Raw genomic sequence first — 22,679 nt, 5'->3', positions numbered from 1 at the left:
CCGGACCTCACCGCGCACGTCCCACCGCGAGGGACACCCCACGGACATGCCCACCCCTCCTGGGCGGGCATGTCCGTTTTCCTCTGTTCCGTCTCGCGACCGGCGTACGGCCTCGGCCGTCGCCCACGGCGCGGCCGCGGTCCACCTGCCCGGCAGGGCCATGCCGACGCCGGCGGGCGCTCAGCCGGCCGAGGCCGGAACCTCCTTCATCCGGTCGACGACCGCCCGGGTCATGACGGCGGTGGTGGACACGACCGTACCGGGCTTGATCAGGCCTCCCTCGCCGGCCTCGCCCTGCACTTGGACGGTGCGCTCACCGAGGAACGCGAGGGTCTGGCGGTCGAAGATCCACTCTTCGCGCTGCCCGGACCTGTCGTCGAGCCGGGCGACCGCGAGCCCGTGGCGGCCGGCGGCGTCGACCGCGTCGTCCACCGTCACCACACCGGGGATCTTTGCCGCGGCCTTGTAGAGGGCGGCCGTGAGGGCGGCCGGCGGGTGGCTCGCGCGCAGCAGGTCACCGATCGTGGTGAAGGCCTCCTGGTCGGGGGAACCACCCATGCCCCTGGTCTCGGCGTAGATCTTCTGCAGCAGCAGGTCCGGGTCGGTGGGCAGCCCGGCGAGGTAGTCGTAGGTGGGCGCGTTGAGGTACGCCGTCGGGGCATTGCCCTTCTCGTCGGGCCCCGCCAGGGTCACTCCCGCCGGGCCGGTGTTGCCGGGCTCGATCAGCCAGCCCTTGCCGCCGTCCGGGGAGTTCCACTGGTGGCGCATGTGCAGTTCTTCGCTGACCAGGGTGCTCTTGCCGTGGTCGGTCCTCACGTAGGTGGTGGCCGTCTTGCTTCCGATGTAGATGAACTGGTCCGCGCGCACCGCTGCCGGGTCGGAGGGGGAGGAGGCGGCGACCAGGGAGATGCGGTCGAGGAGCTGCGGCGCGCCGTGGGGGTCGGCGGCGCCGATCCGGGTGGTCAGCGCCGGGCCCGTGGCCATCGTGGAGCCGGGACCGTCCGCCGCGCCCCGGTCCACGTAGACGAGGAAGCCGGCGGCGAGCACGCCGGTCAGGGCGAAGGCCGCGGCGGGCACGAGGAACGCACGGCGCAGGAACGGGTTGCGCGCCCTGGCCGCGCGGGCGGGAGCGGTGGTGGCGCCGGCGTCGGCGTCGGCGGCTCGGAGGTCTTCGTGGATCTGGGCCATCAGGCGCTCCTTGTGGAACCGGTGGCGGCCCGCGGGCAGTTCCCGTTCGGCGAACGGCAGGAGGAGCGGGTTCTCCTCCCGGCCGGCCGGGTGGCGTCCGGAAAGGTCGGCGTTCATCAGATTCCCTCCTGTGCGGACCGGACCGCGTTCGTGCGGTCGCCATATGTCTGTCGGGGCAGAGCCGCGAGTTCCCGTCCGTTCTTCTTCAGTTCCGCGTCGGCGAGCTTGCGGAGCTTCGTCCGGGCCCGGGACAGCCGCGAACGGACGGTTCCCACCGGGATGCCGAGGACCCGGGCGGCTTCGGCGTACTCCAGGCCCTCGCACAGGCACAGCAGGAGGACCTCCCGCTCGGGTCCGCGCAGCGCGCTCAACTGCGCCAGCGTGGCCGCGATGTGCCGCCGGTCGTCCAGCCGGCCGGCCACCTCGTCGGCGTGGTCGGGCACGGACGCGGCACCCGCGGCCGCCGTGGCGGCGGCAGCGGCGGCCCGGTAGCGCCGGTTGCTGCGGCAGTGGTTGCGGGCGACGTTGGTGGTGATGCCCAGGAGCCAGGGCCGGAGGGAGCCGCCGTCGGGGTCGACGGTGCCGCGCAGCCGCCACGCCTCCAGGAAGGCCGCCGACATGACGTCCTCCGCGACGGACCAGTCCCCGGTCATCCGGAAGGCATGGTTGTAGAGGGTGCGGGCGTAGCTGTCGAACAGCTCCGCGTAGGCGTCCGGATCCCCGGATCGCACCCGGGTTCGCATCTCTGTGGTCACACCTGTCGGCTGTCCGGCATCCGTGGGCGGGTTCCCGTGACCTGGGTCACGTCCGGCCCGTAGTCCGTACCGGGTGGGACGCGCCGGACGACGGGCGTGGGGCGGCGGGGGCAATGGCCGGCGAAGGCCGCGCCGCCGCCGAAAACCAGGCCGTCTCACCCCGCCACCCCGGCGGGAGCGTCACCGCACGCGGGCCCGGTGCTCCATGGCTCCGCGCGCCGCCGCCTCGCTCTCGTACACCTCGCACATGTGCCGTCCGTCGGGCGTCGCCGTGTGCTCGACCTCCCAGAGGCTGACCTCGGTCCCGTCCAGCAGCACGAAGGCGTGCTCGTACAGGCTGAAGCCGGCGTCCCGCCCGTCCGACAGGCACTGCCGGCCGCCGAACGCCTGAGTGATCTGGTGCGCGTACGCCGTCCTCAGTAACGCCGCCACCGGCTCGCCGGGCCGGTCCCCGTTCTCCGCGCGGCGCAGCACCCGCCGGGCGTGGTCGGCGGACTGCTCCGCCGCGTACTCCCGGTGCCGCCGGGCCGGCGCCGAGGCGGCGAACAGCGCGCTCAGCGCCGCCACGTCGTTCTCCGGCTCCTCGTCGCCCGGCAGCAGCACCGGATCCGGGGTGGCGCCGGCGGAGCCCTCTCCGAACAGCCGGGACACCGCCAGGCAGGTCTCCGCCTTGCTCGCGAAGACCTCGTGCCGGACCCTGCGGTCACCCTCGGGCAGGTACGTCAGCTCCCACAGGGAGACCGAACCGCCGTCGGCCAGCAGATAGGTGTGCCGGTGGGTCTCCCGCCAGACACCCGTGGCCGGGCTGTGATGGGTGGTGTAGAGCGAAGAGCTGTGGGCGAGCGCCGTGCCGAGGCGCTCGACCAACCTGTCGGGCAGGTCGAAGGAGTTGAGGGCGCGGCCGAGGAGTCGGTCGAGGTGCGCCTCGGTTGTCTCGTACGGATCGCTCAAGGTGGGTCTCCAGGCCGTCGCAGCTTGTCACTTCGCGGAAGCTCAACGTAACCCCTGGCTCTGACATCACGTCCGGGGTTCGGTAAAACGTCCGGGAAGCATCGGAGGTTCCCGCCACCCCTTCAGGTCAACTTGCTTATGGATGGGCATGGTTAGGCCCGCTCTGTGGGGGAGCGCGGGACTATGGGCCACATGGCAACGAATACACTGGGCGTCCCGCGCCAGCAGGAACGGCCCCGCAGTGGACACGAGGGCGAACGGGACACCCCGCCCATGGGGTTGGCCTGGCTGCTGGCCCTCACCGGGGCGGCCGGGCTGCTGGCCTCCTGGGTGATCACCCTCGACAAGTTCCTCCTGTTGGAGGACCCGGACTTCAAGCCGGCGTGCAGCCTGAACCCGGTCGTCTCGTGCGGCAGCGTGATGCAGAGCGAGCAGGCGGCCGCCTTCGGCTTCCCCAACCCGATGCTCGGGCTGGCCGGGTACGCCGTCGTGGTCTGCGTCGGCGCGGGCCTGCTGGCCGGCGCCCGCTACCGCGGCTGGTTCTGGCTCGGACTGAACGCCGGCACGCTCTTCGGCGTCGGCTTCTGCACCTGGCTGATGGTCCAGTCGCTCTACGAGATCAACGCGCTGTGCCTGTGGTGCTGCCTGGCCTGGGTGGCGACCCTGCTGATGTTCTGGGCGGTCACCGCGCACAACGTCCGCACGCGCGTCCTGCCCGCCCCCGGCCCGCTGCGGGGCTTCTTCACCGAGTTCGGCTGGGCCCCGCCCGCCCTGCACATCGGAGTGATCGGGATGCTGGTCCTCACCCGGTGGTGGGACTTCTGGACCGGCTGACCGCGGCCGGAACGCCGTGCCGCGGCACGCGCGAGGGCCCCGGTGGCTGGACGCCGCCGGGGCCCTCGTCGGTTTCGGCGAGCGGAGATCAGCTGCCGGCGGAGAGGTTGCCGGACAGGACCGGGATGTTGTCCAGGATGTGCGAGAGCGGCTCGTCGCCCTTGGCCTGGGTGGAGTTCTCGGTGCACTGCTGGTTCTGCGGGTTGGACAGGACCGGGATGTCCTGGACGCCGACGTTGACGAAGGCGAGGAGCGACTGGGCGTTGACCTTCGCCGGCAGGCCGATGCAGGGCTTGTTCAGGGTGCCCTGGATCAGGCCGAGCTGCGGGCTCAGGTCGCCGTGGGTCTTCTGGTTGCCGTAGATCTGCTGGGCACCGTTGCCGTTGACGGTGGTGACCCCGCCGTCGTTGCCGATGGCCATGGCCGGAGCCGCGGCGGCAGCGCCCGCGCCGACGGCAACGGCGGAGACCGCGGCTGAGGTCAGGAACTTCTTGAACATCTTGATCCTTTTGTCGCACGAGTGCCCGCTGATGGAGCGCCCTGGTCAACTGCCCTGCCAGGGGGTTGGTTCCGCTCCTTCACTCAAACGGCCTGCGCGTGTCGAATTTTTCCCCGGCCCGGGTGAGTGGCCTGCGGACGCGTGCGCGAAGCCCGTACGCAGCCCGCATAGGCACAGGTTCCGGTTGCGCTCCGTAAGAGGTGTTCGCACGGTGGGTGAGGAAGCGGATCGCTCGGGTCCGTTTGTGTGCCACCACCAGAAGGAACGCTCATGCACCGCACGAAGCCGTCCCGCGCCCGCCTCCTCGTTCCGTCGGCCCTCGCCGTCGTCATACTGTCCGGCGCGGCCGCCCCCGCGGGCGCCGCGGACGGTGACGGCTCCGCGGCAGTCAACAGGCGGGTGGCCTCCGTCCAGCAGCAGGTCGACAAGATCGAGCGGCGCGCGGCAGCCGCCGGTCCGATCGACGACTTGCTCGCCGGTCTCAACAAGACCCTCCAGGACCTCCTGAAGACCGTGACGGGCCTGCTGCCGGCCGGGGTGACACTGCCGCCGATCGAGCTGCCGAAGCTCCCGGAGCTTCCGGACCTGGAGCTTCCCGACCTGTCCGGTCTCATCCCCGAGCTGCCCGCGATCCCGGCGGTCCCCGCAGTACCGGCGGTCCCGGCGGTCCCGGCGGTCCCGGCGGTTCCGGCGGTCCCGGCGGTTCCGGCGGTCCCGGCGGTTCCGGCGGTTCCGGCGGTTCCGGAACTTCCCGCGGTCCCGGAGCTTCCGGCGATCCCCGAGATCCCGGACGTCCCTGACCTCCCCGCCCTGCCGTAGGGCGTGGAACGACCGGGAACCTGCCGCATGGTTACGACAATTAAGCCGAACAGGTCTCTTCGTGCGCTTGGCCGTGTCGTCATGGGAGGGTGGACCGTTTCGCTCGGTGTGAGCCCCGGATCGGGGCAGAACATCGAACAGAAGGTGCACTTCCCATGAACTCTGCCAAGAAGGCCGCCCTGGTCCTGGCCACCGCTGGTCTCGCTGCGGCCGGTGCCGCCGGCTCCGCCGCCGCCGACTCGTCGGCCGAGGGCGCGGCCGTGGGTTCCCCCGGCGTCCTGTCCGGCAACCTGCTGCAGGTGCCGGTGCACATCCCGGTCAACGTCTGCGGCAACACCGTGAACGTCATCGGTGCGCTGAACCCCGCGTTCGGCAACCACTGCTTCAACGACTGACGTTCACCGCACGACCGACTGTGGGCGCCCCGGCCTCGCCGGTGGCGCCCACAGTCGTGTCGGTACGCGTTTCAACCCGGGCGGTTCAGCCCTGGCCGCCGTTGAGCTTCACTCCGCCGAGCAGCGGGGACGCCTGGGTGGCGCCGTTCGCGAGGCCGAGCACGGTGGCGGGCACCTCGTTGCGGACCTTGTTGACCCGCTGGACCGTGTCCACGGCCTTGTTCACGCCCTCGCCCTGCTCGGCCAGCGCGTTGCCCACCGTCTGCGGAGCCGACTCGGTGAACGGCCCGACGGCGTTGAGCGCGTCCGTCGCCCCGCTGGTCAGGCTCATGGGGGGCATCGCGGCCGGGGCGTCGGCGGCGAACGCGGGGGCGGAGGCGCCGAGGGCGGCGACCGAGCCGGCGACGACAGCGGCGACCTTCGTGAGCTTCATTATCGAAATCCTCTTCCTTTTCGTGGGCAGCGGCATCAGCGGCGACCGTCGCACCGCTTTCGCCCTGGGTAACGATTCCCCGCCGCTGCGGAAACGCGGACGACTGCGCGGTGCGGAACGGGTTCATGACAGCGGCCGGAGAATCCGACGAGGGATTCTCCGGCCGTTATTTCTTCTGATTACCGGTATTGCCCGTCAGGAGATACGGGACCGCCGGTACAGAATGGCGCCGCCCAGGATGAGGGCCGTGGCGAGGGCCGCCGCGGCCGCGGGCTGACCCGCGCCGGTCTCGGCCAGCGCGGGCGCACTCACGTGCGCCGGAGCGGGAACCGGCGCGGGAACGGGAGCCTGCGCCGGGACCGGCGCGGGAGCCGGCGCGGGAGCCGGGGCCGGGGGCAGGTGGACGGGGGTGTCACCGGCGGGGGCGGCCGGCGGCTGGTCCGCGGGAGGTACGACCTCGGGCGCCGGAGCCGGGTGTTCCACGGGCTGGCTGCCGTGCGGCGGCCGGGGCTCGGGGGCCTCGTCCACGACGGGCGCCGGGCCGGGGGCCGGAGCCGGCAGCGTGTGCGGGGCCTCCTCGTCGGGAGCCTGCGGTGCCGGGGCCTCGGGGGCGGGGGTCTCCTCGGCGGGCGGTGCGGGCGGCGCCTCCTGGACCGGCTCCGGCGCGGGCAGCGGGGCGGGCTGCTCCTCCACGGGCTCCGGCATCGGGTGCGGCGCCTCGGGCCCGGGCGCGTGGTGCTCGGGCGCGGGCGGCGCGGACTCGGGGTGGTCGTCGCACTCCTCCTCGCCCTCCTCCTTGCCGGGGCCGCCGTAGCCGCCCTCGTGCCGGGGCTCCTCGTGGCGCGGCTTCGCGTGCCGGGGGCCCGCGGGGCGGGGCTCGTCGGGCCGGGACGCCTCGTGCCGCGCCTCCCCGTGCCGAGGTCCTTCGTACCGCGCTTCCTCGTGGCGCCGCGACTCCTGGCGCTGCCCGGGCACCGCGTGCCGGCCACCGCGCTCGTCGAGGTACCGCTCGAAGGCCTCGGCGTTCTCGGGGCTGAGATGACGCCCGTAGTCGTAACCGTCGTGGGCGCGCGAGCCGGTCGAGGTGGCGCACGTGTTGCCCATCGCAGGGTTGAGCGCCGCACCGCCGTCCACGCTGTTGCCGCACACGTTCGGCGCGAAGGTGACCGGTACCGAGACGCTGTTGCCGGCCAGCACACCCGGCGAATGCGAGACCTCGGCCGTCGCCCCGGGGTGCGCGTACGCCGCGCCGGTCGCGATCGACAGCAGACTCGATGCGGCCGCCGCCGTGAGCATCCCCTTGCCCAGTACCTGTCGGCTCAGTACCTGTCGCATGGGTCCTTCCCTGTCTACCGGCGCTGCGGCCGGTGCTGAATCGAAGGTGGCCTCGGAGTGCACCGCCGTGCACTCCGAGGCCACCCCGAGGAGGTGCGCCCTTGCGGGCAGGCGCTTCGTCAGGCGTTGACGCAGGTGTTGCCGAACGCGGGGTTCAGCAGCGCGATGACGTTCACGGTGTTGCCGCAGACGTTGACCGGGATGTGCACCGGCACCTGCAGCAGGTTGCCGGACAGGACGCCGGGGGAACCCACGGCCTTGCCCGCGGCGTCCGCGTCGGCCATGGCGGGGGAGGCTGCACCGACTGCCATCAGGGCGCCGGCGGCCAGCACCACTGCCTTCTTGTACGTCATTTTGATTTCGATCCTTCCCGCAGAGGCGTATCCACTGCAGAATTAACAACGAGCGGCGAGGGGAAAAGAAACCGCATATTTTCGGCGGGTGGCCGGCAATTCACTCCGATGCTCGGGGTGAATTCGGGGTGCCGGCGGATTTGTGTCGCGTCGCGAATTCCTCGCGCGGTGAAGCGCGAAGACCGGCTTCACATGCGGCGAGGCCGCCGCGACCCGAAGGTGCGACGGCCTCGCTGGCGCGGGCCTCGGTCAGCTGCCCTGGGAGACGTTGCCGGACAGGACCGGAATGTTGTCCAGGATGTGCGAGAGGGCCTCGTCGCCCTTGGCCTGGGTGGAGTTCTCGGTGCACTGCTGGTTCTGCGGGCTGGACAGGACCGGGATGTCCTGGACGCCGACGTTGAGCAGGGCCAGGACGGACTGGACGTTGGCCTTCGCGGGGAGCGCGATGCAGGGCTTGTTGAACGAGCCCTGGATCAGCGCCATCTGCGGGCTCATGTTGCCGTAGGTGGCCTGGTTGCCGTAGATCTGCGCGGCCCCGTTGCCCTGGACGGTGGTGACGCCGTTGTCGTTCCCGACCGCCATCGCCTGCGGCGCCATGGCGGCACCGATGCCCACGACCGAGGCGGCAACCGCGGCCGAGGCCATCATCTTCTTGATCATTGTCGTCCCTTTTTTGCAGGATTGCCCGGTAGTGAAGCACCCGGATCAACGGACCGGCCCCGGCTCGGGTTGCGTGCATTCACCCGGATGCAGCCGTTTCGGGCGGCGCGGTTGACGGTCAGGCGTTCACGCAGGTGTTGCCGAAGGAGGGGTTCAGCAGGGCGATCACGTTCACGGTGAGGCCGCAGGCGTTCACCGGGACGTCGACGGGGACCTGGAGCAGGTTGCCGCTCAGGACGCCGGGGGACCCGGCGGTGACCCCGTTGGCCGTCGCACCGTCGCCGCCGTGCGCGGAGGCGAGGCCCGCACCGCCCATCAGCATGGCGGCGCCCGCGACGGCGATGGTGGTGCCGCGCACCAGCCTCTTCTTCATCCCCGTATTTCCTTTCGGTTCGAACAATGGTGCCCGGATAACGACCCGCCCGTTCCGAGGGTGCGTGCCATCGCCCAAAAGGCCGTACGAGCGAGTCCGGCGTGATTTCCAGCCCGATTTCTGACAAAGTTCACTCCTGTTTTGTCCCCTTGATCGAAAATGGAGACAGGGTCATGGGTTCCTCCCGCAGAATCCTCGGCACGCTCGGTCTGCTGTCCTGCCTCACCCTTTCCGCGACCGCCCCGGTGGCGTGGGCGGCACCCGGCCCCAAGGAGCTGCCCCGCGTTCCGTTCACCCAGCGTTACCAGGCCGTGCAGCACGGAGGGCTGGTACGGGCCTCCAATTCCGGCATCAGCTGCCGCAGGGAGGAGTCCCCGCAGGCCGAGCCGTGCGCCGACGTGAAGCGCGGCGCGGCCGGCGTCAACAGCGACTTCGAGATGTTCTACAGCGAGGTCGACAAGGACCCGGACACCTACAACTCCACCCGCGCCGAGCTCAAGGTCCCGCAGGGCGCGAAGGTCTCGTACGCCCGCCTCTACTGGGGCGGGAACCTGCGGGTGGGCGAGCAGAAGCCGCCGGAGGACAACGGCCGGGTACTGGTCGCCGAGCCCGGCGGCGCGTACAAGGAGGTCCTGGCCGACACGGTGATGGGCCACCGCACGGACGCGGGCAGCGATGCCTACCAGGCCTCCGCCGACGTGACCCCGCTCGTCCGCAAGGGCGGCGCCGGCATGTGGACGGTGTCCCAGCTCAACATCGCCATGGGCCACTCCGAGGTGGGGGCCTGGGGCGGCTGGACGCTGGTCGTCGCCTACGAGCACCCGCGGGAGCCGGTGCGCCGGATCTCGCTGTGGGACGGCTTCGAGGGGCTCGCCGCCCGCGCCGGGGACGGAACGGTCGAGATCGAGGGCCTGGACGCGCCGGCCGGGTCCGCGGGCCGGGTCGGGGTGGTCGCGTACGACGGGGACCGCGGCACCCTCGGGGACTCACTCACCGTGACGGCCGACAGTGGGCGCCGGGTGAGCCTCAGTGACGGAGAAAATCCTTTTAATGATGTTATGAATTCCACGATCACGGAATTCGGCGATCAGTCGTTCGTGCGACAGCCCGAACATGTGAATAACCTCGGATATGACGCGGACGTCTTCGACCTGAGTCCCGCCCTGTCCGGGGGCGCCCGCAGCCTGAACTTCAGGTTCACGGGCGAAAGTCAGGGTCATTTCCTCGGTGTGCTCTTCGTTCAGACAGACGCGCGCCGCTGAACGTAGGAGACCACTCCACGTGCCCACACAACCTCGGGCGGCACAGCCCACGACCGTCCTCCATCTCGTACAGCCCGTCGACGGCGGTGTGGCCAGGGTCGTCACCGACCTCGTCCGCGCCCAGACCGCCGACGGCCTGCGCGCCGTCGTCGGCTGCCCGCCCGGCGGCACCCTCGGCGCCGCCGCCCGTTCCGCCGGCGCCGAGGTGCTCACCTGGCGGGCCGGGCGGGCCCCCGGCCCCCGGCTGCCCGCCGAACTGCTCGGCGCCCGGCAGCTGCTCCGCCGGGTGCGGCCCGACGTGCTGCACGCCCACAGCGCCAAGGCCGGACTCGCCGGGCGGCTCGCCGCGCGCGGCACCGTGCCCACCGTCTTCCAGCCCCACGCCTGGTCCTTCGACGCGGTCGGCGGGGCCACCGGCGCGCTCGCCCTGCGCTGGGAGCGGTACGGGGCCCGCTGGGCCGACCGGGTGCTCTGCGTCAGCGAGGCCGAACGCCGCGCGGGCGAGACCGAGGGCATCACCGCCCGCTGGTCGGTGATCCGCAACGGCGTGGACCTGGACCACTTCCGCCCCGGCGGACCGGACCCCGAACAGGACCGGGCCCGGGCGCGCGCCGAACTCCCGCTGCCCGACGCCTTCCGGGGCGGCCTGGCGGACGGGGGTCCGCTCGCCGTCTGCGTGGGCCGGATCTGCCTCCAGAAGGGGCAGGACATCCTGCTGCGGGCCTGGCCGGAGCTGCTGGGCACCGTCCCCGGAGCCCGCCTCGCCCTCGTCGGCGACGGCCCCGACACCGAACGGCTGCGCCGAACGGCCCCACCCGGCGTGCTCTTCGCCGGCGCCGCCGCCGACATCCGACCGTGGCTTCGGGCCGCCGATCTCGTTGTACTGCCGTCGCGGTGGGAAGGCATGGCGCTCGCCCCGCTAGAAGCCATGGCCTGTGGTCGGCCGGTCCTGGTCTCCGATGTCAGCGGCGCCCGGGAGAGCCTGCCGCCCGGCCAGGGACGCCTGTGCCTGGTGCCGCCGGAGGACCCGACGGCGCTGGCCAAGGCCCTGGGGCGGCTGCTCTCCGAGCCGCCGCTCCTCGCCGAACTGGGAGAGCAGGCCCGGCAGCACGCCCGGACCGACTTCGACGTGCGGCGGACCACGGAAGCGGTCACCGGCCTGTACCACGAACTGCTGGGCAGGCCCCGGCCCTTGAACCAGGAGCGCATCAGCCGATGACGATGGACAGCGCACCCGCCCGGCACACCGGGCAGGGCGGCACGGGGCCCGCCGGCGGCAGCGCCTTCGCGCCCGCGCCACACGCGGCAGGCCGCCGTTCCGCGACCGCCATCCACCCCCCGCGCGGGCCCAGGACGGACCAGGCCAGGTCCGCCCTGCGCCCGCGGCGGGTCCGTCGCCGCAGCCGGGTGCTGCCCCTGCTCACCGCCGACGCGCTGGCCGCCGTACTCACCGCGACCACCCTGCCCGGACCGGCGCTGCCGGCCCCGGTGGCGGTGCCGGCCGTCGCCGCCCTGCCCCTGCTGCTCGCCGCGCTGCACGCGCAGGCCGGGCTGTACCGGCCGCGGCTCGCGCCCTCCGCGCTCCTCGAACTGCCCGCGCTGGCCGGCCGGTCCGCCGTCCTGTGGTGCGGGGCGGCCGCCGTACTGGCCGCCGCGGACCCGGCCCGGTCCCTGGGCTGGCACGTCCTCTTCACCGCCGTCTGCCTCCAGGTCTTCCTGGCCTGCGCGGGACGCGGCCTCGTCAACCAGCTCCAGCGCCGCGCGGCCGTCCGCCGGCCCGCCTCCGCCCTCGTCGTCGGACCCGGCGCCGGAGCGGGCGCGGTGGCCGCCGCCCTGCACGGCCGCCCCGAGTTCGGGCTGCGCCCCGTGGGACTCGCCGACACCTCGGCCGGTGCCGAGGCCGACAGCGGCGCCCTGCCCTACCTCGCCACGCACGAGGACATCCGGCGCGCGGTCATCCAGAACTCCGTCCGGCACGCGGTGTTCACCCGCCCGCCGGAGGCCGACGAGCGCACCGCCTCCCTGGTCCGGCTCTTCCACGACCACGGCTGCCGGCTGTGGCTCGCCGACCCGGCCGGCACCGCCAAGGTCACCGGGATGCGCCTCGCGCACCCCGCCGACCAGCTGTGGGGGTACGCAGTGCAGCCGCTGCTGCCGCGCCCGGCCCGGCCGCTGGAGCGCTGGGCCAAGCGGGGCATCGACTCGGTGCTCGCGCTGGTCGCGCTGATCGCCGCCGCACCCGTGATGGGGCTGTGCGCGCTGGCCGTACGGCTCTGGGACGGGCCGGGGGTGATCTTCCGGCAGGAGCGGGTCGGCCTGTACGGGCGCCCCTTCACCCTGCTGAAGTTCCGTACCCTGCGCGCCGACGAGCACGAGGCCGCCACCCGCTGGACCGTCGCGGGCGACCGCGGGATGAGCCCGGTGGGCTCCTTCCTGCGCAAGTCCTCGCTGGACGAGCTGCCGCAGCTGTGGAACGTCGTGCGCGGCGACATGAGCCTCGTCGGCCCCCGCCCCGAACGGCCCTTCTTCGTCGCCAAGTTCTCCACCGTCCACCCCGGCTACGAGGCCCGCCACCGGATGCCCGTCGGCATCACCGGCCTCGCCCAGATCAACGGTCTGCGCGGGGACACCTCCATCGAGGACCGGGCCCGCTTCGACAACCACTACATCGACACCTGGTCGCTGTGGCAGGACCTGTGGATCCTCGCCCGCACCGCGGCCTCCTTCTTCCGCTTCCGGCTGGGGGGCAGCTGATGAGCCTCGTCGTCCCCGGTCACCGGGCCCTGCCCGGCCTGCCGGACCTGTTGCGCCGGCACTGGCCGCTGCTGCCGCTCGCCGCGACCGTGCTGTTCCTGCTCGCCCCGCTCCCGGCGGGGGACGCGACCGCCTCCGGGAAGGTCGGCCCGGCCGACGCCGCCTCGCTGCTGCTGGCGTTCGTCTGCGCGGTGCAGGCGCTGCGCGGCCGGGTGCGGGCGCTGACCCCGCTGGGCGTGCTCGTGCTCGGCACGCCGGCCGTGGGCCTCGCGATCGCGACGATGACCGCGGGGGATCCGTACGCCGCCCTGCCGGGCTTCGTGCGCTACCTCCAGGTCTTCGTGCTCGTCCCGGCGGCCGTGGTGCTGCTGGTGCGCGATGCCGCGGAGTTCCGGCTGGCCGCCGGGTGCTTCGTGGTCCTGGCGCTGGTGCAGGGCGCGGTGGGGGTCGTGCAGTACGCCACCCACACCGGGGCCTCCTACCAGGGCCAGGACGTCCGTGCCGTGGGCACCTTCGGCCCCGGTGACGTCATGGGCATGGCCACCGTGGTGGCGTACGGGCTGATCGTGGCGACCGCGGCCGGGCTGGCGCCCGGGCTGCCGCGGCGGGTCCGGCGCATCGGCGGAGGCGTGGCACTGGTGCTGGTGCTGCCGCTGGTGCTGTCGTTCAGCCGGGGCGTGTGGATCGCCACCGCCGGCGCCGCGGTACTGGTGATGCTGCTGGCCGGGATCCGGCGGGCGCTGAAGGTGCTCCTCGCGCTCGCCGCGGCGGGGGTGGTCCTGGTGGGCGGCCTCGGTGTCGGCTCCGACATGGTCGCCGAGCGGCTGACCTCCATCACCCAGGTCTCCAGTGCCCCCGACCAGTCGGTGACCGACCGCTACACGATGTGGGCCGCGGCCGAGTCGATGTGGCGCGAACGGCCGGCGGTGGGGGTGGGGCTGAAGGGATTCCCGGCCAACCGCGACGGGCACTCCTCGCTGGGGCTCTCCTCCGGCAGCGACACCGCGGGCGCGGGACAGGCCTACCTCCGTCAGCCGCTGCTCTCCCCGCACAACATGTACCTGCTGATCCTGAGCGAGCAGGGCCTGATCGGGCTGATCGCGCTGGCGGGCGGCTGGGCCGCGCTGCTGGTGGCGGGGCTCCGGAGGCTCGCCGCCGGCGAGGGCATGAGGGACTGCGGGCTGATCGCGATCGGGCTGTTCGTGTGGCAGCTGACCGACTTCCTGTACGCGGACATCGGGGGGCCGTCCACGGTCCTCACCGGGGTGATCATCGGCCTGGCGGCCTGGTGGGCGCTGCCCTCCCCGCAGGACGCGGGTCCACCCCGCGGGGCGGCCGCGGTGTCCGGGGCCGTCGGCGGTGCGGGCGCACGGGGTAGGGCCCCCGGGGTTGCGGCCCGCCCGTGACGGACACCACGCCTTGGCGGCCCGCCTCCGGCCCCCCGGCCGGGGCGGGCCACGCCCGTGTCCCGGGCGCCCCGGACTCCCGCCCCCCGCGGGCGGCCCCCGGCTCCGCCGGCACATCCCGCCCGGCCGCGGCCCCCGGGAACGCCGCCGGCGCCCTCCCGGGCCGGAACGGCCTTGCGGCCGGGTCCGGTGCGGCCGGCGCCCCCGCCGCCCAGGGCGGCCCCGGCCCGGCCCGGGGCCCGGTCCTGCCCGGTACGGTCCCCGGCTCCAACGGCCCCGCGGCCGGACGCCACACGGGGCAGGGCCCGACAGGGGCTGCGGGCGCGGCGAGCCCCGCGTCCCCCGAGTTCGCGGCGGAGGCCGTGCCGGGCGGTGAGCCGGCCGTGCGGGAGGGCCTGTTCGGGTCCGGCGGGTCCAGCGCGTCCGGCGGGCCCAGCGGGTACGCACGGAACGTGACCGTGGCCGGGGCACCCGGCGGCGGGACGGATCCGACGGCCCCCGGTTCTGCTGCCGGGGGCGGCCCGGGCCGCAACCGCCACGGGGCGGCGCCCCGTCCGGCAACCCCGGCGGATCCGGCCGTGCCGGTTCCGGCGGACCCGCGGTTCGTCGCCGGCGGCCGTCCCGGCCGCAACGGCGCGGTGCCGGTTCCGGCGGACCGGGGTTTCGTCACCGGGGGCCTGCCGGGTGGTGAGCACACCGTGCGGGAGCCCCTGTTCGGCTCCGCCGGGTATCCGGGCGGGGCCTCGGGCAAGCGCAGCGTGCGGGTGGCGGCGCGAGCCGCGAGCGGCTCCGCCGACGCGCCCGAAGCCCAGGCGGCGCCCGCGGGCAGCAGGCTGGGCCACGTCCGGCGCGCCGCTGAGGCATCCGTGCCCACCGCCCCCGGTGGGAGCCGGTCCGGCCGGGTCCGGCAGGCGAAGCAGGCGGGGCAGAAGGCCGGCTCCGCCGGCCCCCGCGGCAGCCGGACGGTCGGGTCCGCCGAGCTCCCCGACCCCGCCACCCCCGGCGGGAGTCCCCCGCTCGGGCGGTTCCTGGCGAAGGCCGCCGCGGTCACCGCCGGGCTGACCGCCGCCGGCGCGGTGTTCGGGCTCGTCCGCGACCAGACCATCGCGCACCTCTTCGGGGCCGGGCACGACAGCGACGCCTTCCTGATCGCCTGGACCGTGCCCGAGATGGCCTCGACGCTGCTCATCGAGGACGCCATGGCGCTGCTGATGGTGCCCGCGTTCAGCCACGCCCTGGCCCGGCGGGCCGCCAGCCGGGCCGGCCTCACCCGCAAGGAGGCCCGCGCGCAGGACCCCGTACGGCTGCTCGTGGGGGCGACCCTGTCCCGGCTCGCCGTGTTCGTGGCCGCCGTCGCCTCCCTGCTCATCGTGGCCGCGCCGGCGGTCGTCGCCGTGCTCGCGCCCGGCCTGCCCGACCCCGGACTGGCCGTCCAGTGCACCCGGATGACGGCGCTGACCGTCATCTCCTTCGGCATCGCCGGATACTTCAGCGCCGCGCTGCGGGCCCACCGCTCCTTCGTGCCGCCCGCCGCGATCTACGTCTCGTACAACGTCGGGATCATCGGCACCATGGTCGCTCTGAACGCCGTGTGGGGCGTGCGGGCGGCCGCCGCGGGCGTCGCCGTCGGCGGGCTGCTGATGGTCCTCGTCCAGCTGCCCGCCTTCATCCGGAACGTGGGCTTCGGACCGCCCCGCGCCAAGAGGGCCCCGCGCAGCCAGCGCGACCGCGACCGCCCCACCCTCATCGCCTTCGGGGTCATCGCACCGGTGATCTTCTTCGCCGTCTTCCGGCAGTCGCAGGTGCTCGTCGAACGGTTCCTGGCCGCCTCGCTCCCGCCCGGGGCGATCTCGCACCTCAACTACGCGCAGAAGGTCGCGCAGATGCCGATGGTGCTCTCCCTGATGATCTGCACCGTCACCTTCCCCGTCGTCGCCCAGGCCATGGCCGGCGGGGAGCTGGAGAAGGCCCGGCGCCGCGTCGAGCAGGACCTCGCGCTGGCCTCGCTCGCCGTCCTCATGGGCACCGCCCTCGTCATCGGCTACGCGCCCCAGATCATCCAGGTCCTCTTCGAACGCGGTGCCTTCACCCACCAGGACACCCTCGCCACCGCCTCCGTCATGCGGGTCTACGGACTCGGACTCCTCGGCCACTGCCTCGTCGGGGCACTGTCCCGGCCCTTCTTCTCGACCGCCCGGCCCACCTGGTTCCCGGCGTTCGCGATGGGTGCCGGACTGCTCGTCAACATCGTGGCCGGAGCCTTCGCCGTCGGCTGGTGGGGCACCTACGGGATCGCCGCCGCCAACGCCGCCGGCATCTCCACCACCGCCGCCCTGCTGCTCACCGGGCTCGGCTCGCGGATCATCGCCATCCAGGTCCGCGGGGTCGCCGTCAGCATCGGACGGCTCGCCGTGGCCGCCGTCGCCGCCTGCGCCACCGGCTGGATCGCCGGGCCGATGATCCCCGACCCGATGCTCAGCGCCGCCCTCGGCTGCCTGCTGGTCCCGGCCATGTTCGGAGCCACCGGCATGGCCATACGCGCCCTCGAAGTCACCGCCCTGCCCGGTCAGATCTCCCAGTTCACGCAGAGGTTCCGCAATGTCCGCTGACATCGACACGGCCCCCGCCGCCGTGGTCCCCGCCCGCCGGACCGCTTCGCCGTGGGTCCTGATGTACCACTCGGTCGCCGAGTTCACCGACCCCGCCGAGGACCCGTACGGGATCACCGTCACCCCGCAGGCGCTGGAGGCCCAGCTGCTGTGGCTGCGCTCCCGCGGACTGCGCGGGGTCTCGGTCGGCGAACTCCTCCGGGCCCGCGCGGCCGGCCGCGGCGCCGGGCTGGTCGGGCTGACCTTCGACGACGGCTACACCGACTTCCTCACCCACGCGCTGCCGCTGCTGCGCCGCCACGACTTCACCTCCACCCTCTTCGTGCTGCCCGGCCGGCTCGGCGTGGACAACGCGTGGGACCCGCTGGGCCCGCGCAAGTCCCTGCTCACCGCCGAGGGCATCCGCGAAGTCGCCGACGCCGGACAGGAGATCGGCTCGCACGGGCTGCTCCACCAGGACCTCACCGCGGCCCCCGACGACGTCCTCCAGCAGGAGCTCCGCGGCAGCCGCGACCTGCTGCGCGAGCTGACCGGAACCCTGCCCGAGGGGTTCTGCTACCCGTACGGGCACCTCGATGCCCGGGTCGTCGACGCCACCCGCGCCGCCGGTTACGCGTACGCCTGCGCCATCGACCCCGGGCGGCTCGCCGGCCCGCACGCGCTGCCCCGCACCCACGTCAGCCAGGCCGACGGCGGCGCCCGGCTGCGGATCAAGCAGCTGCGCCACCAGGCGCAGGAACTGCGTCGCCGGGCGGTGCGCCGGTGAAGGCCCTGCACATCATCACCGGCCTCGGCGTCGGCGGCGCCGAACAGCAACTGCGGCTGCTGCTGAGGCACATGCCGATGCAGTGCGACGTGCTGACGCTGACCAACCCCGGGCCGGTGGCCGAGGGGCTGCGCGCCGACGGGGTCCGGGTCGTGCACCTCGGGATGCGGGGCAACCGGGACCTGGGGGCGCTGCCGCGGCTGGTGCGGTTCATCCGGCGCGGCGAGTACGACCTCGTGCACACCCACCTGTACCGGGCGTGCGTGTACGGGCGCCTCGCGGCCCGGCTCGCGGGCGCCCGGGCGACCGTGGCCACCGAACACTCCCTCGGCGAGGGCGAGATCGAGGGCCGGCCGCTGTCCGGCGGGGTACGGGCGCTGTACCTGGCCTCCGAACGCCTCGGCGCGGCGACCGTGGCCGTGTCCGACACCGTCGCCGCCCGGCTGGAGGGGTGGGGGGTGCCGGCCGCGCGGGTACACGTCGTACCCAACGGGATCGAGGCCGTCCGCTTCCGTTTCGAGGAGGGCGTCCGGCGCTCCACCCGCGCCCGGACCGGCCTGCCCGAACGTGCCTTCGTCGTCGGCGGGGTCGGGCGGCTGGTCCCGGGCAAGCGGTTCGACGTCCTGGTGCGGGCCGTGGCCGCGCTGCCGGGGGCGCACCTGCTGCTGGCCGGGGACGGGCCGGAGCGGGCGGGGCTGCGCCGGCTGGCCGCCGAGCTCGGCGCGCAGAGCCGGATCCACCTGCTGGGGGAGCGGGACCCGCTGGGCGACAGCGCGGACGGCCGCACCCCCGGCATCCCGGCGCTGCTGGCCGCCATGGACGTCTTCGTCTCCCCGTCGCGGGAGGAGGCCTTCGGGCTGGCGGTCGTGGAGGCGCTGGCCGCCGGACTCCCCGTCCTGCACGTGACCTGCCCGGCCATCGACGACCTGCCGGCCGCCCAGGCCCCCGGGGCCCGCCGCATCGGCACGGGCACGGAGGAACTGGTCGCGGCGCTGCGCGGGCACATGGAGGCGGGAGCGCGCCGGCTGCCCCCGCCGCCGGTGGTCCGCCGCTACGACATCGCCCGCAGCGCGCGGCAGCTGCTGGACGTGTACGACCTCGCCCTCTCGGCCGCGCCGGGCACCGCCGGGGCCGCCCGCGGCCCGGTCACTCCGGTCACTCCGGTCACTCCGAGCGCTCCGGGCGCTCCGGGCGCTCCGAGCCCGTCGGGTCCGCCGGGCCCTGATCCGTCCGGCCCGGATCCGTCGCGGGCCGAGCCTTCGGTACCGGGCGCGGCCGTGCCCGAGCGCGTGCCCGGCGCCGCAACCGCCACCGGAACCGTCGTCGGTGCCCGGCGCAAGCCGGTGGGCCCGGGTCCGGCGGAGCCGACCGGAACCGGCTGAACCGTCCCCTCCCCGAACCACCCTCCACCCAGGAAGCGAGCACGCTCATGGCCGATACCACCGATCAGAAGAAGTCCGACAAGAAGTCCGAGCAGAAGTCCGAGCAGAAGCCCGAGCAGAAGTCGGAGCGGAAGGCCGCCGAGCGGAAGCCGGACCACCGCTCCGAGCGGAAGTCGCGGCGGCGGCTGCCGAAGCCGCCCGCGTGGTGGCCACTGCCCGTGTGCGCCGTGCTCGGGCTGGCCGCGGGCGGGGCGTACGGGGTGCTCAAGACCCCCGAGTACGCCGCCACCAGCTATGTCGTCGCCGTGCCCGACGAGACCACCGAGCCGGCCACCGCCCTCGGCTTCGCGCAGGCGTACGCCCGGATCGCCACCAGCAGCTCCACCCTCGGCTACGCCCAGCCCCGCGCGGGCATCACCGCCCGTCAGCTGCGCACCCAGGTACGGGCCGAGACCTCGCCCGAGTCCCCGATGATCGCCATCACGGGCACCTCGAAGAGCCCGTCCGAGGCCGCCGACATCGCGAACGCGGTGGCCGACGCCCTGTCGCTCAGCAGCAACCAGGCCGCCAAGAACACCGGGGTCCAGCTGCTCCTCTTCAACCAGGCCGTGGCTCCGACCGAGCCCGCCTCCCCGTCCGCCGCCATCAGCGGGGCCGTCGGCATGTGCGCCGGCGGGCTGCTCGGCGGGCTGTGGCTGCTCGCCCGGCCGGGCCGTGCGCGGCGCTCCGAGGAGCACGGGGACGGGCCCGCGGTCCAGGCCCCGGCCCGAGCGGTGGCCGCGGCGCCGGCCGAGCCCGCGGTGGCGTCCCCCGTCGAGGAGTACGCCTCGCTCCCCGCCCAGGGTGAGCCCACCTCGGCCAAGGAGAAGGAGTCCGTGCGATGAGTTCGGGCTCCGCCGGGGCCCTGTCGGTGACGCTGTGCCGCGACCCCCGGCAGTTCGCCGCGCTGGAGGAGCCGTGGAACCGGCTCTTCCGCGGCTGTCCCACCGCCACCCCCTTCCAGAGCCACGCCTGGCTGCACTCCTGGTGGCTGTCGTACGGGAAGGACGGCCGGCTCCGGATCGTCCTCGTCCGGCGCGGCGAGGAACTGGTCGGCGCGGCCGCGCTGATGCTCGTACACCGGCCGATGCCGCTGCTGGTGCCGCTCGGCGGCCCCATCACCGACTACTTCGACGTGCTCGTGGCCGCGGAGCAAGCCGGGCAGGTCGTCCCGGCGCTGGCCCACGGGCTGCACCGGGCCGCCCGGCGGGCCGTCGTCGACCTGCGGGAGGTGCGTCCCGGGGCGGCCGCCGAGGAGCTGTACCGGCAGTGGCCCGGGGTCTCCGCGCGGCTCGCCGACTCCACGTGCATGGAGCTGCCCACGCTGCCCTTCGACGAGCTGGTCAAGCGGATGCCGGCGTCCGGCGCCCAGCGGGTGCGGGCCAAGCTGCGCAAGACCGACGCGGCCGGGATCGAGGAGCACGAGGTCACCGAGCAGGAAGTGCCGCGTGCCGTACGGACCCTGCTGCGGCTGCACGAGAAGCAGTGGCGCGGCCGCGGGGTGACCCCCGAACACCTGAGGCCCCGCTTCGCCGAGCACCTGACCCGGGCCACCCGGCGGATGGTGCGGGCGGGTGAGGGCCGGCTGACGGAGTTCCGGCTGGACGGGAAGGTGGTGGCGGCCAACGTCACGCTGCTGTCGGCCGGACTCAGCGGCGGCTACCTCTACGGGGCCGACCCGGACCTGCGGACCCGGAAGGTGGACGTGGCGACGCTGCTGCTGCGCTACGAGGCCGGGCGGGCGCTCGCCGAGGGCAGGCCGGTGGTGAGCTTCCTGCGCGGCAACGAGCCGTACAAGAACCACTGGCGGCCCGAGACGGTCGTGAACCAGCGGTTCCTGCTGGCCACCAGCGCGCTCGCGCCCCTGCTGCGGCTGCACGAGTCGCAGCTGACGGGGCGCGAGCGGGCGGTGGACGCCCTGCGGGAGGCGTTGCCGGCCGCCAGGGACTGGCGGGCGCGGCTCAACGAACTGCGGGTGCGATGACCCGTCTAGAAGGGCCAGATGCCGGAGCCCTTGACCCAGTCGAGCCTGATGCAGACCGACTGCTTGCCGACCAGCTTGGAGAGCCACTCGCCGAAGTTGAGCGGCACGCACCACTGCGAGCTGTTGACCGGCGGCTGCTGCGGCTGCGGCAGGGGCTTCGGCGGCGTGGGCTCGGGCTTCGGCACGGCGGGCGTGGGCACGACGGGCGGGACCGAGGGCGAGGGCGACTGGGCCGGGACCTCGGGGCTCGGGACCTCGGGCGAGGGCTTCGGGACGTCGGGGGTCGGGACGAGCGGACTGGGCGTGACCGGCAGCGGGACCTCGGGCTTCGGGGTCACGGGTGCCGGGGTGACCGGTGCCGGGACCTCCGGGCTCGGGCTGACGGGCGCGGGGACCTCCGGGCTCGGGGTGACCGGCGTGGGGACGAGCGGGCTCGGGGTCACCGGCAGCGGGACCTCGGGGCTCGGCGTCACGGGGCCGGGGGCCACGGGCGAGGGCTTGGGGATCCCGGGCGTCGGGACCTGCGGGGTCGGCACCTGCGGGGTCGGGATGCCGGGCGTGGGGACCGAGGGCGTGGGGATCTGCGGGGTCGGGATCTGCGGGGTCGGGATCTGGGGCGTCGGGACCGACGGCGTGGGCACGACAGGCGTGGGTACCACGGGGGTCGGGACCACCGGGGTCGGGACCACGGGCGTGGGCACCACCGGGGTCGGGATGACCGGGCCGGGCCGCTCGGGCGTCAGCGCGTCGCGGAAGACCTTCGCGGACTCCGGGTTCTGCTTGCACTGCCACACGCCGTGCGGGCAGTAGTCGGTGATGGTGTGGTAGAGCGGCTTGTGCTGCTCGATCCACTTCAGCATGCGCCGCACGTACTCCGGATTGTCCCCGCGGCGGAAGAGCCCCCACTCCGGGTACGAGATCTCCTTGCCGTGCGCCTTCGCGAAGTCGACGTGCTTCTGGAGCCCGTACGGCTGGGTGATCTGGTCGTCGAAGGTCTTGCCGGGAGCCTGGTCGTACGAATCCATGCCGATGATGTCGACCACGTCGTCGCCGGGGTAGCACCGCGTCCAGCCGATCGCGTCCGTACCCCGGTTCGGGGCGAAGTCGAACTTGAACTCCTGTCCGGGCACCGCGCGCATCGTGGTGACGATGCGCCTCCAGTACGCCTTCCAGTTCTCCGGGTCGGGCGCACAGCGGTGGGTGTAGGTGACGCCGTTCATCTCCCAGCCGAGCACGATGACCGTGTCCGGGACGCCCAGCGACACCAGCCGCTGGGCGAGCTTCCTGAAGTGCCGGTCGTAGTCCCCCTCGGCGCCCTCCCTGATCAGCTGTGCCACCTCGTAGTCGGGCACCCGGCCCTCGTTCCGTTCCTGCATGGGCACGTTGAGGACGAACATCCGGTCCTCCTCGGCCTGGCGCCATTCGGCCCAGTCCTCCAGGAACGAGACCCTGCCCTCGATGCCGGCCCACTGGTCACCGGGGAGATAGGTGTGTCCGACCCGGATCTCCCTGCCGCCCAGCCAGTTCGACAGGTGCGGGATCCGGGCCACTCCGGGCGGCCCGAAGTCGAGGTAGGCGCCCATGGCGATGTCGGAGCCCGTGGACCGGTCCTCTCCGGGAGCCGCGAGCGCGGCTCCGGTGGCGAGCAGTCCGGCCGTGACCGTACCGATGCAGGTGCTCGCCAGTCGGCGGCGTGGTCTGGGCATGGCGTCTCCCGAGCTTTCCTGAATCGGTGTGCCTTCCCAAGACGTTAGGCATCAGATCTGACGAATGGCCTGTCCGGTGACTGCCGCGTAGGCCATTAGCAGGTGCACACCACCCCCGCTTGGTCCGACTAGGTGAAAGACACCGTTGCCATGCACGCGTATCTCAACCATGTGCC

The 22,679-nt window shown here is 73.8% G+C and carries 21 protein-coding genes and 1 pseudogene; 12 read left to right on the top strand and 10 right to left on the bottom strand.

Going from position 1 to position 22,679, the window contains the following annotated elements; genetic code table 11:
- Nucleotides 1–180: 180 nt before the first annotated feature.
- From ACZ4VT_RS12245 to ACZ4VT_RS12235, 3 genes are all read right to left on the bottom strand, one after another.
- Entirely contained in the window at nt 181–1,305 is a 1,125-nt protein-coding gene (locus ACZ4VT_RS12245; RefSeq protein WP_467948838.1) for a CU044_5270 family protein, read from the bottom strand.
- Entirely contained in the window at nt 1,305–1,931 is a 627-nt protein-coding gene (locus ACZ4VT_RS12240) for an RNA polymerase sigma factor (RefSeq protein WP_467948836.1), read from the bottom strand. Before ACZ4VT_RS12240 ends, ACZ4VT_RS12245 begins: the two co-directional genes overlap by 1 nt.
- 192 nt (nt 1,932–2,123) lie before the next feature.
- The gene (locus ACZ4VT_RS12235) at nt 2,124–2,894 is read right to left on the bottom strand and encodes a DUF6227 family protein (RefSeq protein ID WP_467948834.1); all 771 of its coding nucleotides are present in this window, start codon (nt 2,892–2,894) and stop codon (nt 2,124–2,126) included.
- 183 nt (nt 2,895–3,077) lie between these two features.
- Between ACZ4VT_RS12235 and ACZ4VT_RS12230 the strand changes: the two genes are divergently transcribed.
- Entirely contained in the window at nt 3,078–3,728 is a 651-nt protein-coding gene (locus ACZ4VT_RS12230; protein WP_467948832.1) for a vitamin K epoxide reductase family protein, read from the top strand.
- 88 nt (nt 3,729–3,816) lie between these two features.
- Here the strand turns inward: ACZ4VT_RS12230 and ACZ4VT_RS12225 are convergent, their stop codons facing one another.
- Nucleotides 3,817–4,227 carry a rodlin gene (locus ACZ4VT_RS12225; RefSeq protein WP_467948831.1) on the bottom strand — a complete coding sequence of 137 codons (411 nt, stop codon included), beginning with the start codon at nt 4,225–4,227 and terminating at the stop codon, nt 3,817–3,819.
- 270 nt (nt 4,228–4,497) lie between these two features.
- On the opposite strand from ACZ4VT_RS12225, the gene ACZ4VT_RS12220 reads away from it, so the two are divergent.
- Both ACZ4VT_RS12220 and ACZ4VT_RS12215 read left to right on the top strand, forming a co-directional pair.
- Nucleotides 4,498–5,046, top strand: coding sequence for a hypothetical protein (locus tag ACZ4VT_RS12220; protein ID WP_467948829.1), 549 nt, complete (start codon nt 4,498–4,500; stop codon nt 5,044–5,046).
- A gap of 155 nt (nt 5,047–5,201) precedes the next feature.
- Nucleotides 5,202–5,441, top strand: a complete 240-nt coding sequence (locus ACZ4VT_RS12215) for a chaplin (protein ID WP_362855821.1) — start codon at nt 5,202–5,204, stop codon at nt 5,439–5,441.
- Between the two features lie 85 nt (nt 5,442–5,526).
- Here ACZ4VT_RS12215 and ACZ4VT_RS12210 read toward each other — a convergent pair whose 3' ends face one another.
- The 5 genes from ACZ4VT_RS12210 to ACZ4VT_RS12190 all read right to left on the bottom strand — a co-directional run bounded on the left by ACZ4VT_RS12210 (nt 5,527) and on the right by ACZ4VT_RS12190 (nt 8,595).
- Nucleotides 5,527–5,874: a hypothetical protein gene (locus ACZ4VT_RS12210; protein ID WP_467948827.1), complete on the bottom strand. Its 348-nt coding sequence runs from the start codon at nt 5,872–5,874 to the stop codon at nt 5,527–5,529.
- 195 nt (nt 5,875–6,069) lie between these two features.
- On the bottom strand, nt 6,070–7,209 hold the full coding sequence (locus tag ACZ4VT_RS12205; protein ID WP_467948825.1) for a chaplin: 1,140 nt from the start codon (nt 7,207–7,209) through the stop codon (nt 6,070–6,072).
- A gap of 119 nt (nt 7,210–7,328) precedes the next feature.
- Nucleotides 7,329–7,562 (bottom strand): chaplin, encoded by a 234-nt coding sequence (locus tag ACZ4VT_RS12200; protein WP_365472707.1) that lies wholly within the window; start codon nt 7,560–7,562, stop codon nt 7,329–7,331.
- A gap of 249 nt (nt 7,563–7,811) precedes the next feature.
- Entirely contained in the window at nt 7,812–8,222 is a 411-nt protein-coding gene (locus ACZ4VT_RS12195; RefSeq protein WP_467948823.1) for a rodlin, read from the bottom strand.
- Between the two features lie 118 nt (nt 8,223–8,340).
- The gene (locus tag ACZ4VT_RS12190) at nt 8,341–8,595 is read right to left on the bottom strand and encodes a chaplin (RefSeq protein WP_467948821.1); all 255 of its coding nucleotides are present in this window, start codon (nt 8,593–8,595) and stop codon (nt 8,341–8,343) included.
- A gap of 173 nt (nt 8,596–8,768) precedes the next feature.
- On the opposite strand from ACZ4VT_RS12190, the gene ACZ4VT_RS12185 reads away from it, so the two are divergent.
- The 9 genes from ACZ4VT_RS12185 (at nt 8,769) to ACZ4VT_RS12145 (ending at nt 20,797) form a co-directional block, all read left to right on the top strand.
- A complete protein-coding gene (locus ACZ4VT_RS12185) occupies nt 8,769–9,857 on the top strand; it encodes a DUF3344 domain-containing protein (protein WP_467948819.1) in 1,089 nt (362 codons plus the stop codon).
- A 19-nt stretch (nt 9,858–9,876) separates the two neighbouring features.
- A complete protein-coding gene (locus tag ACZ4VT_RS12180) occupies nt 9,877–11,076 on the top strand; it encodes a glycosyltransferase (RefSeq protein ID WP_467948817.1) in 1,200 nt (399 codons plus the stop codon).
- Nucleotides 11,073–12,611 carry an exopolysaccharide biosynthesis polyprenyl glycosylphosphotransferase gene (locus ACZ4VT_RS12175; protein ID WP_467948815.1) on the top strand — a complete coding sequence of 513 codons (1,539 nt, stop codon included), beginning with the start codon at nt 11,073–11,075 and terminating at the stop codon, nt 12,609–12,611. The genes ACZ4VT_RS12180 and ACZ4VT_RS12175 overlap by 4 nt, the downstream gene beginning before the upstream one ends.
- A complete protein-coding gene (locus ACZ4VT_RS12170; protein ID WP_467948813.1) occupies nt 12,611–14,017 on the top strand; it encodes an O-antigen ligase family protein in 1,407 nt (468 codons plus the stop codon). The genes ACZ4VT_RS12175 and ACZ4VT_RS12170 overlap by 1 nt, the downstream gene beginning before the upstream one ends.
- A gap of 578 nt (nt 14,018–14,595) precedes the next feature.
- Nucleotides 14,596–16,626, top strand: a complete 2,031-nt coding sequence (gene murJ, locus ACZ4VT_RS12165) for a murein biosynthesis integral membrane protein MurJ (RefSeq protein WP_467948811.1) — start codon at nt 14,596–14,598, stop codon at nt 16,624–16,626.
- Nucleotides 16,616–17,392, top strand: a complete 777-nt coding sequence (locus ACZ4VT_RS12160) for a polysaccharide deacetylase family protein (protein ID WP_467948809.1) — start codon at nt 16,616–16,618, stop codon at nt 17,390–17,392. The genes murJ and ACZ4VT_RS12160 overlap by 11 nt, the downstream gene beginning before the upstream one ends.
- A complete protein-coding gene (locus tag ACZ4VT_RS12155; protein WP_467948807.1) occupies nt 17,389–18,774 on the top strand; it encodes a glycosyltransferase in 1,386 nt (461 codons plus the stop codon). Before ACZ4VT_RS12160 ends, ACZ4VT_RS12155 begins: the two co-directional genes overlap by 4 nt.
- Nucleotides 18,775–18,821: 47 nt before the next feature.
- The gene (locus ACZ4VT_RS12150; protein ID WP_467948805.1) at nt 18,822–19,658 is read left to right on the top strand and encodes a YveK family protein; all 837 of its coding nucleotides are present in this window, start codon (nt 18,822–18,824) and stop codon (nt 19,656–19,658) included.
- Nucleotides 19,655–20,797 carry a GNAT family N-acetyltransferase gene (locus tag ACZ4VT_RS12145; RefSeq protein WP_467948803.1) on the top strand — a complete coding sequence of 381 codons (1,143 nt, stop codon included), beginning with the start codon at nt 19,655–19,657 and terminating at the stop codon, nt 20,795–20,797. The genes ACZ4VT_RS12150 and ACZ4VT_RS12145 overlap by 4 nt, the downstream gene beginning before the upstream one ends.
- 539 nt (nt 20,798–21,336) lie before the next feature.
- On the opposite strand, the pseudogene ACZ4VT_RS12140 reads toward ACZ4VT_RS12145, so the two are convergent.
- A pseudogene (locus ACZ4VT_RS12140) lies at nt 21,337–22,503 on the bottom strand (glycoside hydrolase family 26 protein); the annotation flags it as partial.
- Between the last annotated feature and the right edge of the window lie 176 nt (nt 22,504–22,679).

Source organism: Streptomyces sp. NPDC029164 (assembly GCF_055563995.1).
The sequence above is the reverse complement of the archived record's forward strand: the minus strand, read 5'-3'. Positions and strand labels throughout refer to the sequence as shown.

Bases quoted from the DNA above. Each gene is read 5' to 3' on its own strand.
- ACZ4VT_RS12245 (WP_467948838.1), bottom strand. From the start codon at position 1,305: ATGAACGCCGACCTTTCCGGACGCCACCCGGCCGGCCGGGAGGAGAAC.
- ACZ4VT_RS12240 (WP_467948836.1), bottom strand. From the start codon at position 1,931: ATGCGAACCCGGGTGCGATCCGGGGATCCGGACGCCTACGCGGAGCTG.
- ACZ4VT_RS12230 (WP_467948832.1), top strand. From the start codon at position 3,078: ATGGGCCACATGGCAACGAATACACTGGGCGTCCCGCGCCAGCAGGAA.
- ACZ4VT_RS12225 (WP_467948831.1), bottom strand. From the start codon at position 4,227: ATGTTCAAGAAGTTCCTGACCTCAGCCGCGGTCTCCGCCGTTGCCGTC.
- ACZ4VT_RS12220 (WP_467948829.1), top strand. From the start codon at position 4,498: ATGCACCGCACGAAGCCGTCCCGCGCCCGCCTCCTCGTTCCGTCGGCC.
- ACZ4VT_RS12215 (WP_362855821.1), top strand. From the start codon at position 5,202: ATGAACTCTGCCAAGAAGGCCGCCCTGGTCCTGGCCACCGCTGGTCTC.
- ACZ4VT_RS12210 (WP_467948827.1), bottom strand. From the start codon at position 5,874: ATGAAGCTCACGAAGGTCGCCGCTGTCGTCGCCGGCTCGGTCGCCGCC.
- ACZ4VT_RS12205 (WP_467948825.1), bottom strand. From the start codon at position 7,209: ATGCGACAGGTACTGAGCCGACAGGTACTGGGCAAGGGGATGCTCACG.
- ACZ4VT_RS12200 (WP_365472707.1), bottom strand. From the start codon at position 7,562: ATGACGTACAAGAAGGCAGTGGTGCTGGCCGCCGGCGCCCTGATGGCA.
- ACZ4VT_RS12195 (WP_467948823.1), bottom strand. From the start codon at position 8,222: ATGATCAAGAAGATGATGGCCTCGGCCGCGGTTGCCGCCTCGGTCGTG.
- ACZ4VT_RS12190 (WP_467948821.1), bottom strand. From the start codon at position 8,595: ATGAAGAAGAGGCTGGTGCGCGGCACCACCATCGCCGTCGCGGGCGCC.
- ACZ4VT_RS12185 (WP_467948819.1), top strand. From the start codon at position 8,769: ATGGGTTCCTCCCGCAGAATCCTCGGCACGCTCGGTCTGCTGTCCTGC.
- ACZ4VT_RS12175 (WP_467948815.1), top strand. From the start codon at position 11,073: ATGACGATGGACAGCGCACCCGCCCGGCACACCGGGCAGGGCGGCACG.
- ACZ4VT_RS12170 (WP_467948813.1), top strand. From the start codon at position 12,611: ATGAGCCTCGTCGTCCCCGGTCACCGGGCCCTGCCCGGCCTGCCGGAC.
- ACZ4VT_RS12160 (WP_467948809.1), top strand. From the start codon at position 16,616: ATGTCCGCTGACATCGACACGGCCCCCGCCGCCGTGGTCCCCGCCCGC.
- ACZ4VT_RS12150 (WP_467948805.1), top strand. From the start codon at position 18,822: ATGGCCGATACCACCGATCAGAAGAAGTCCGACAAGAAGTCCGAGCAG.
- ACZ4VT_RS12145 (WP_467948803.1), top strand. From the start codon at position 19,655: ATGAGTTCGGGCTCCGCCGGGGCCCTGTCGGTGACGCTGTGCCGCGAC.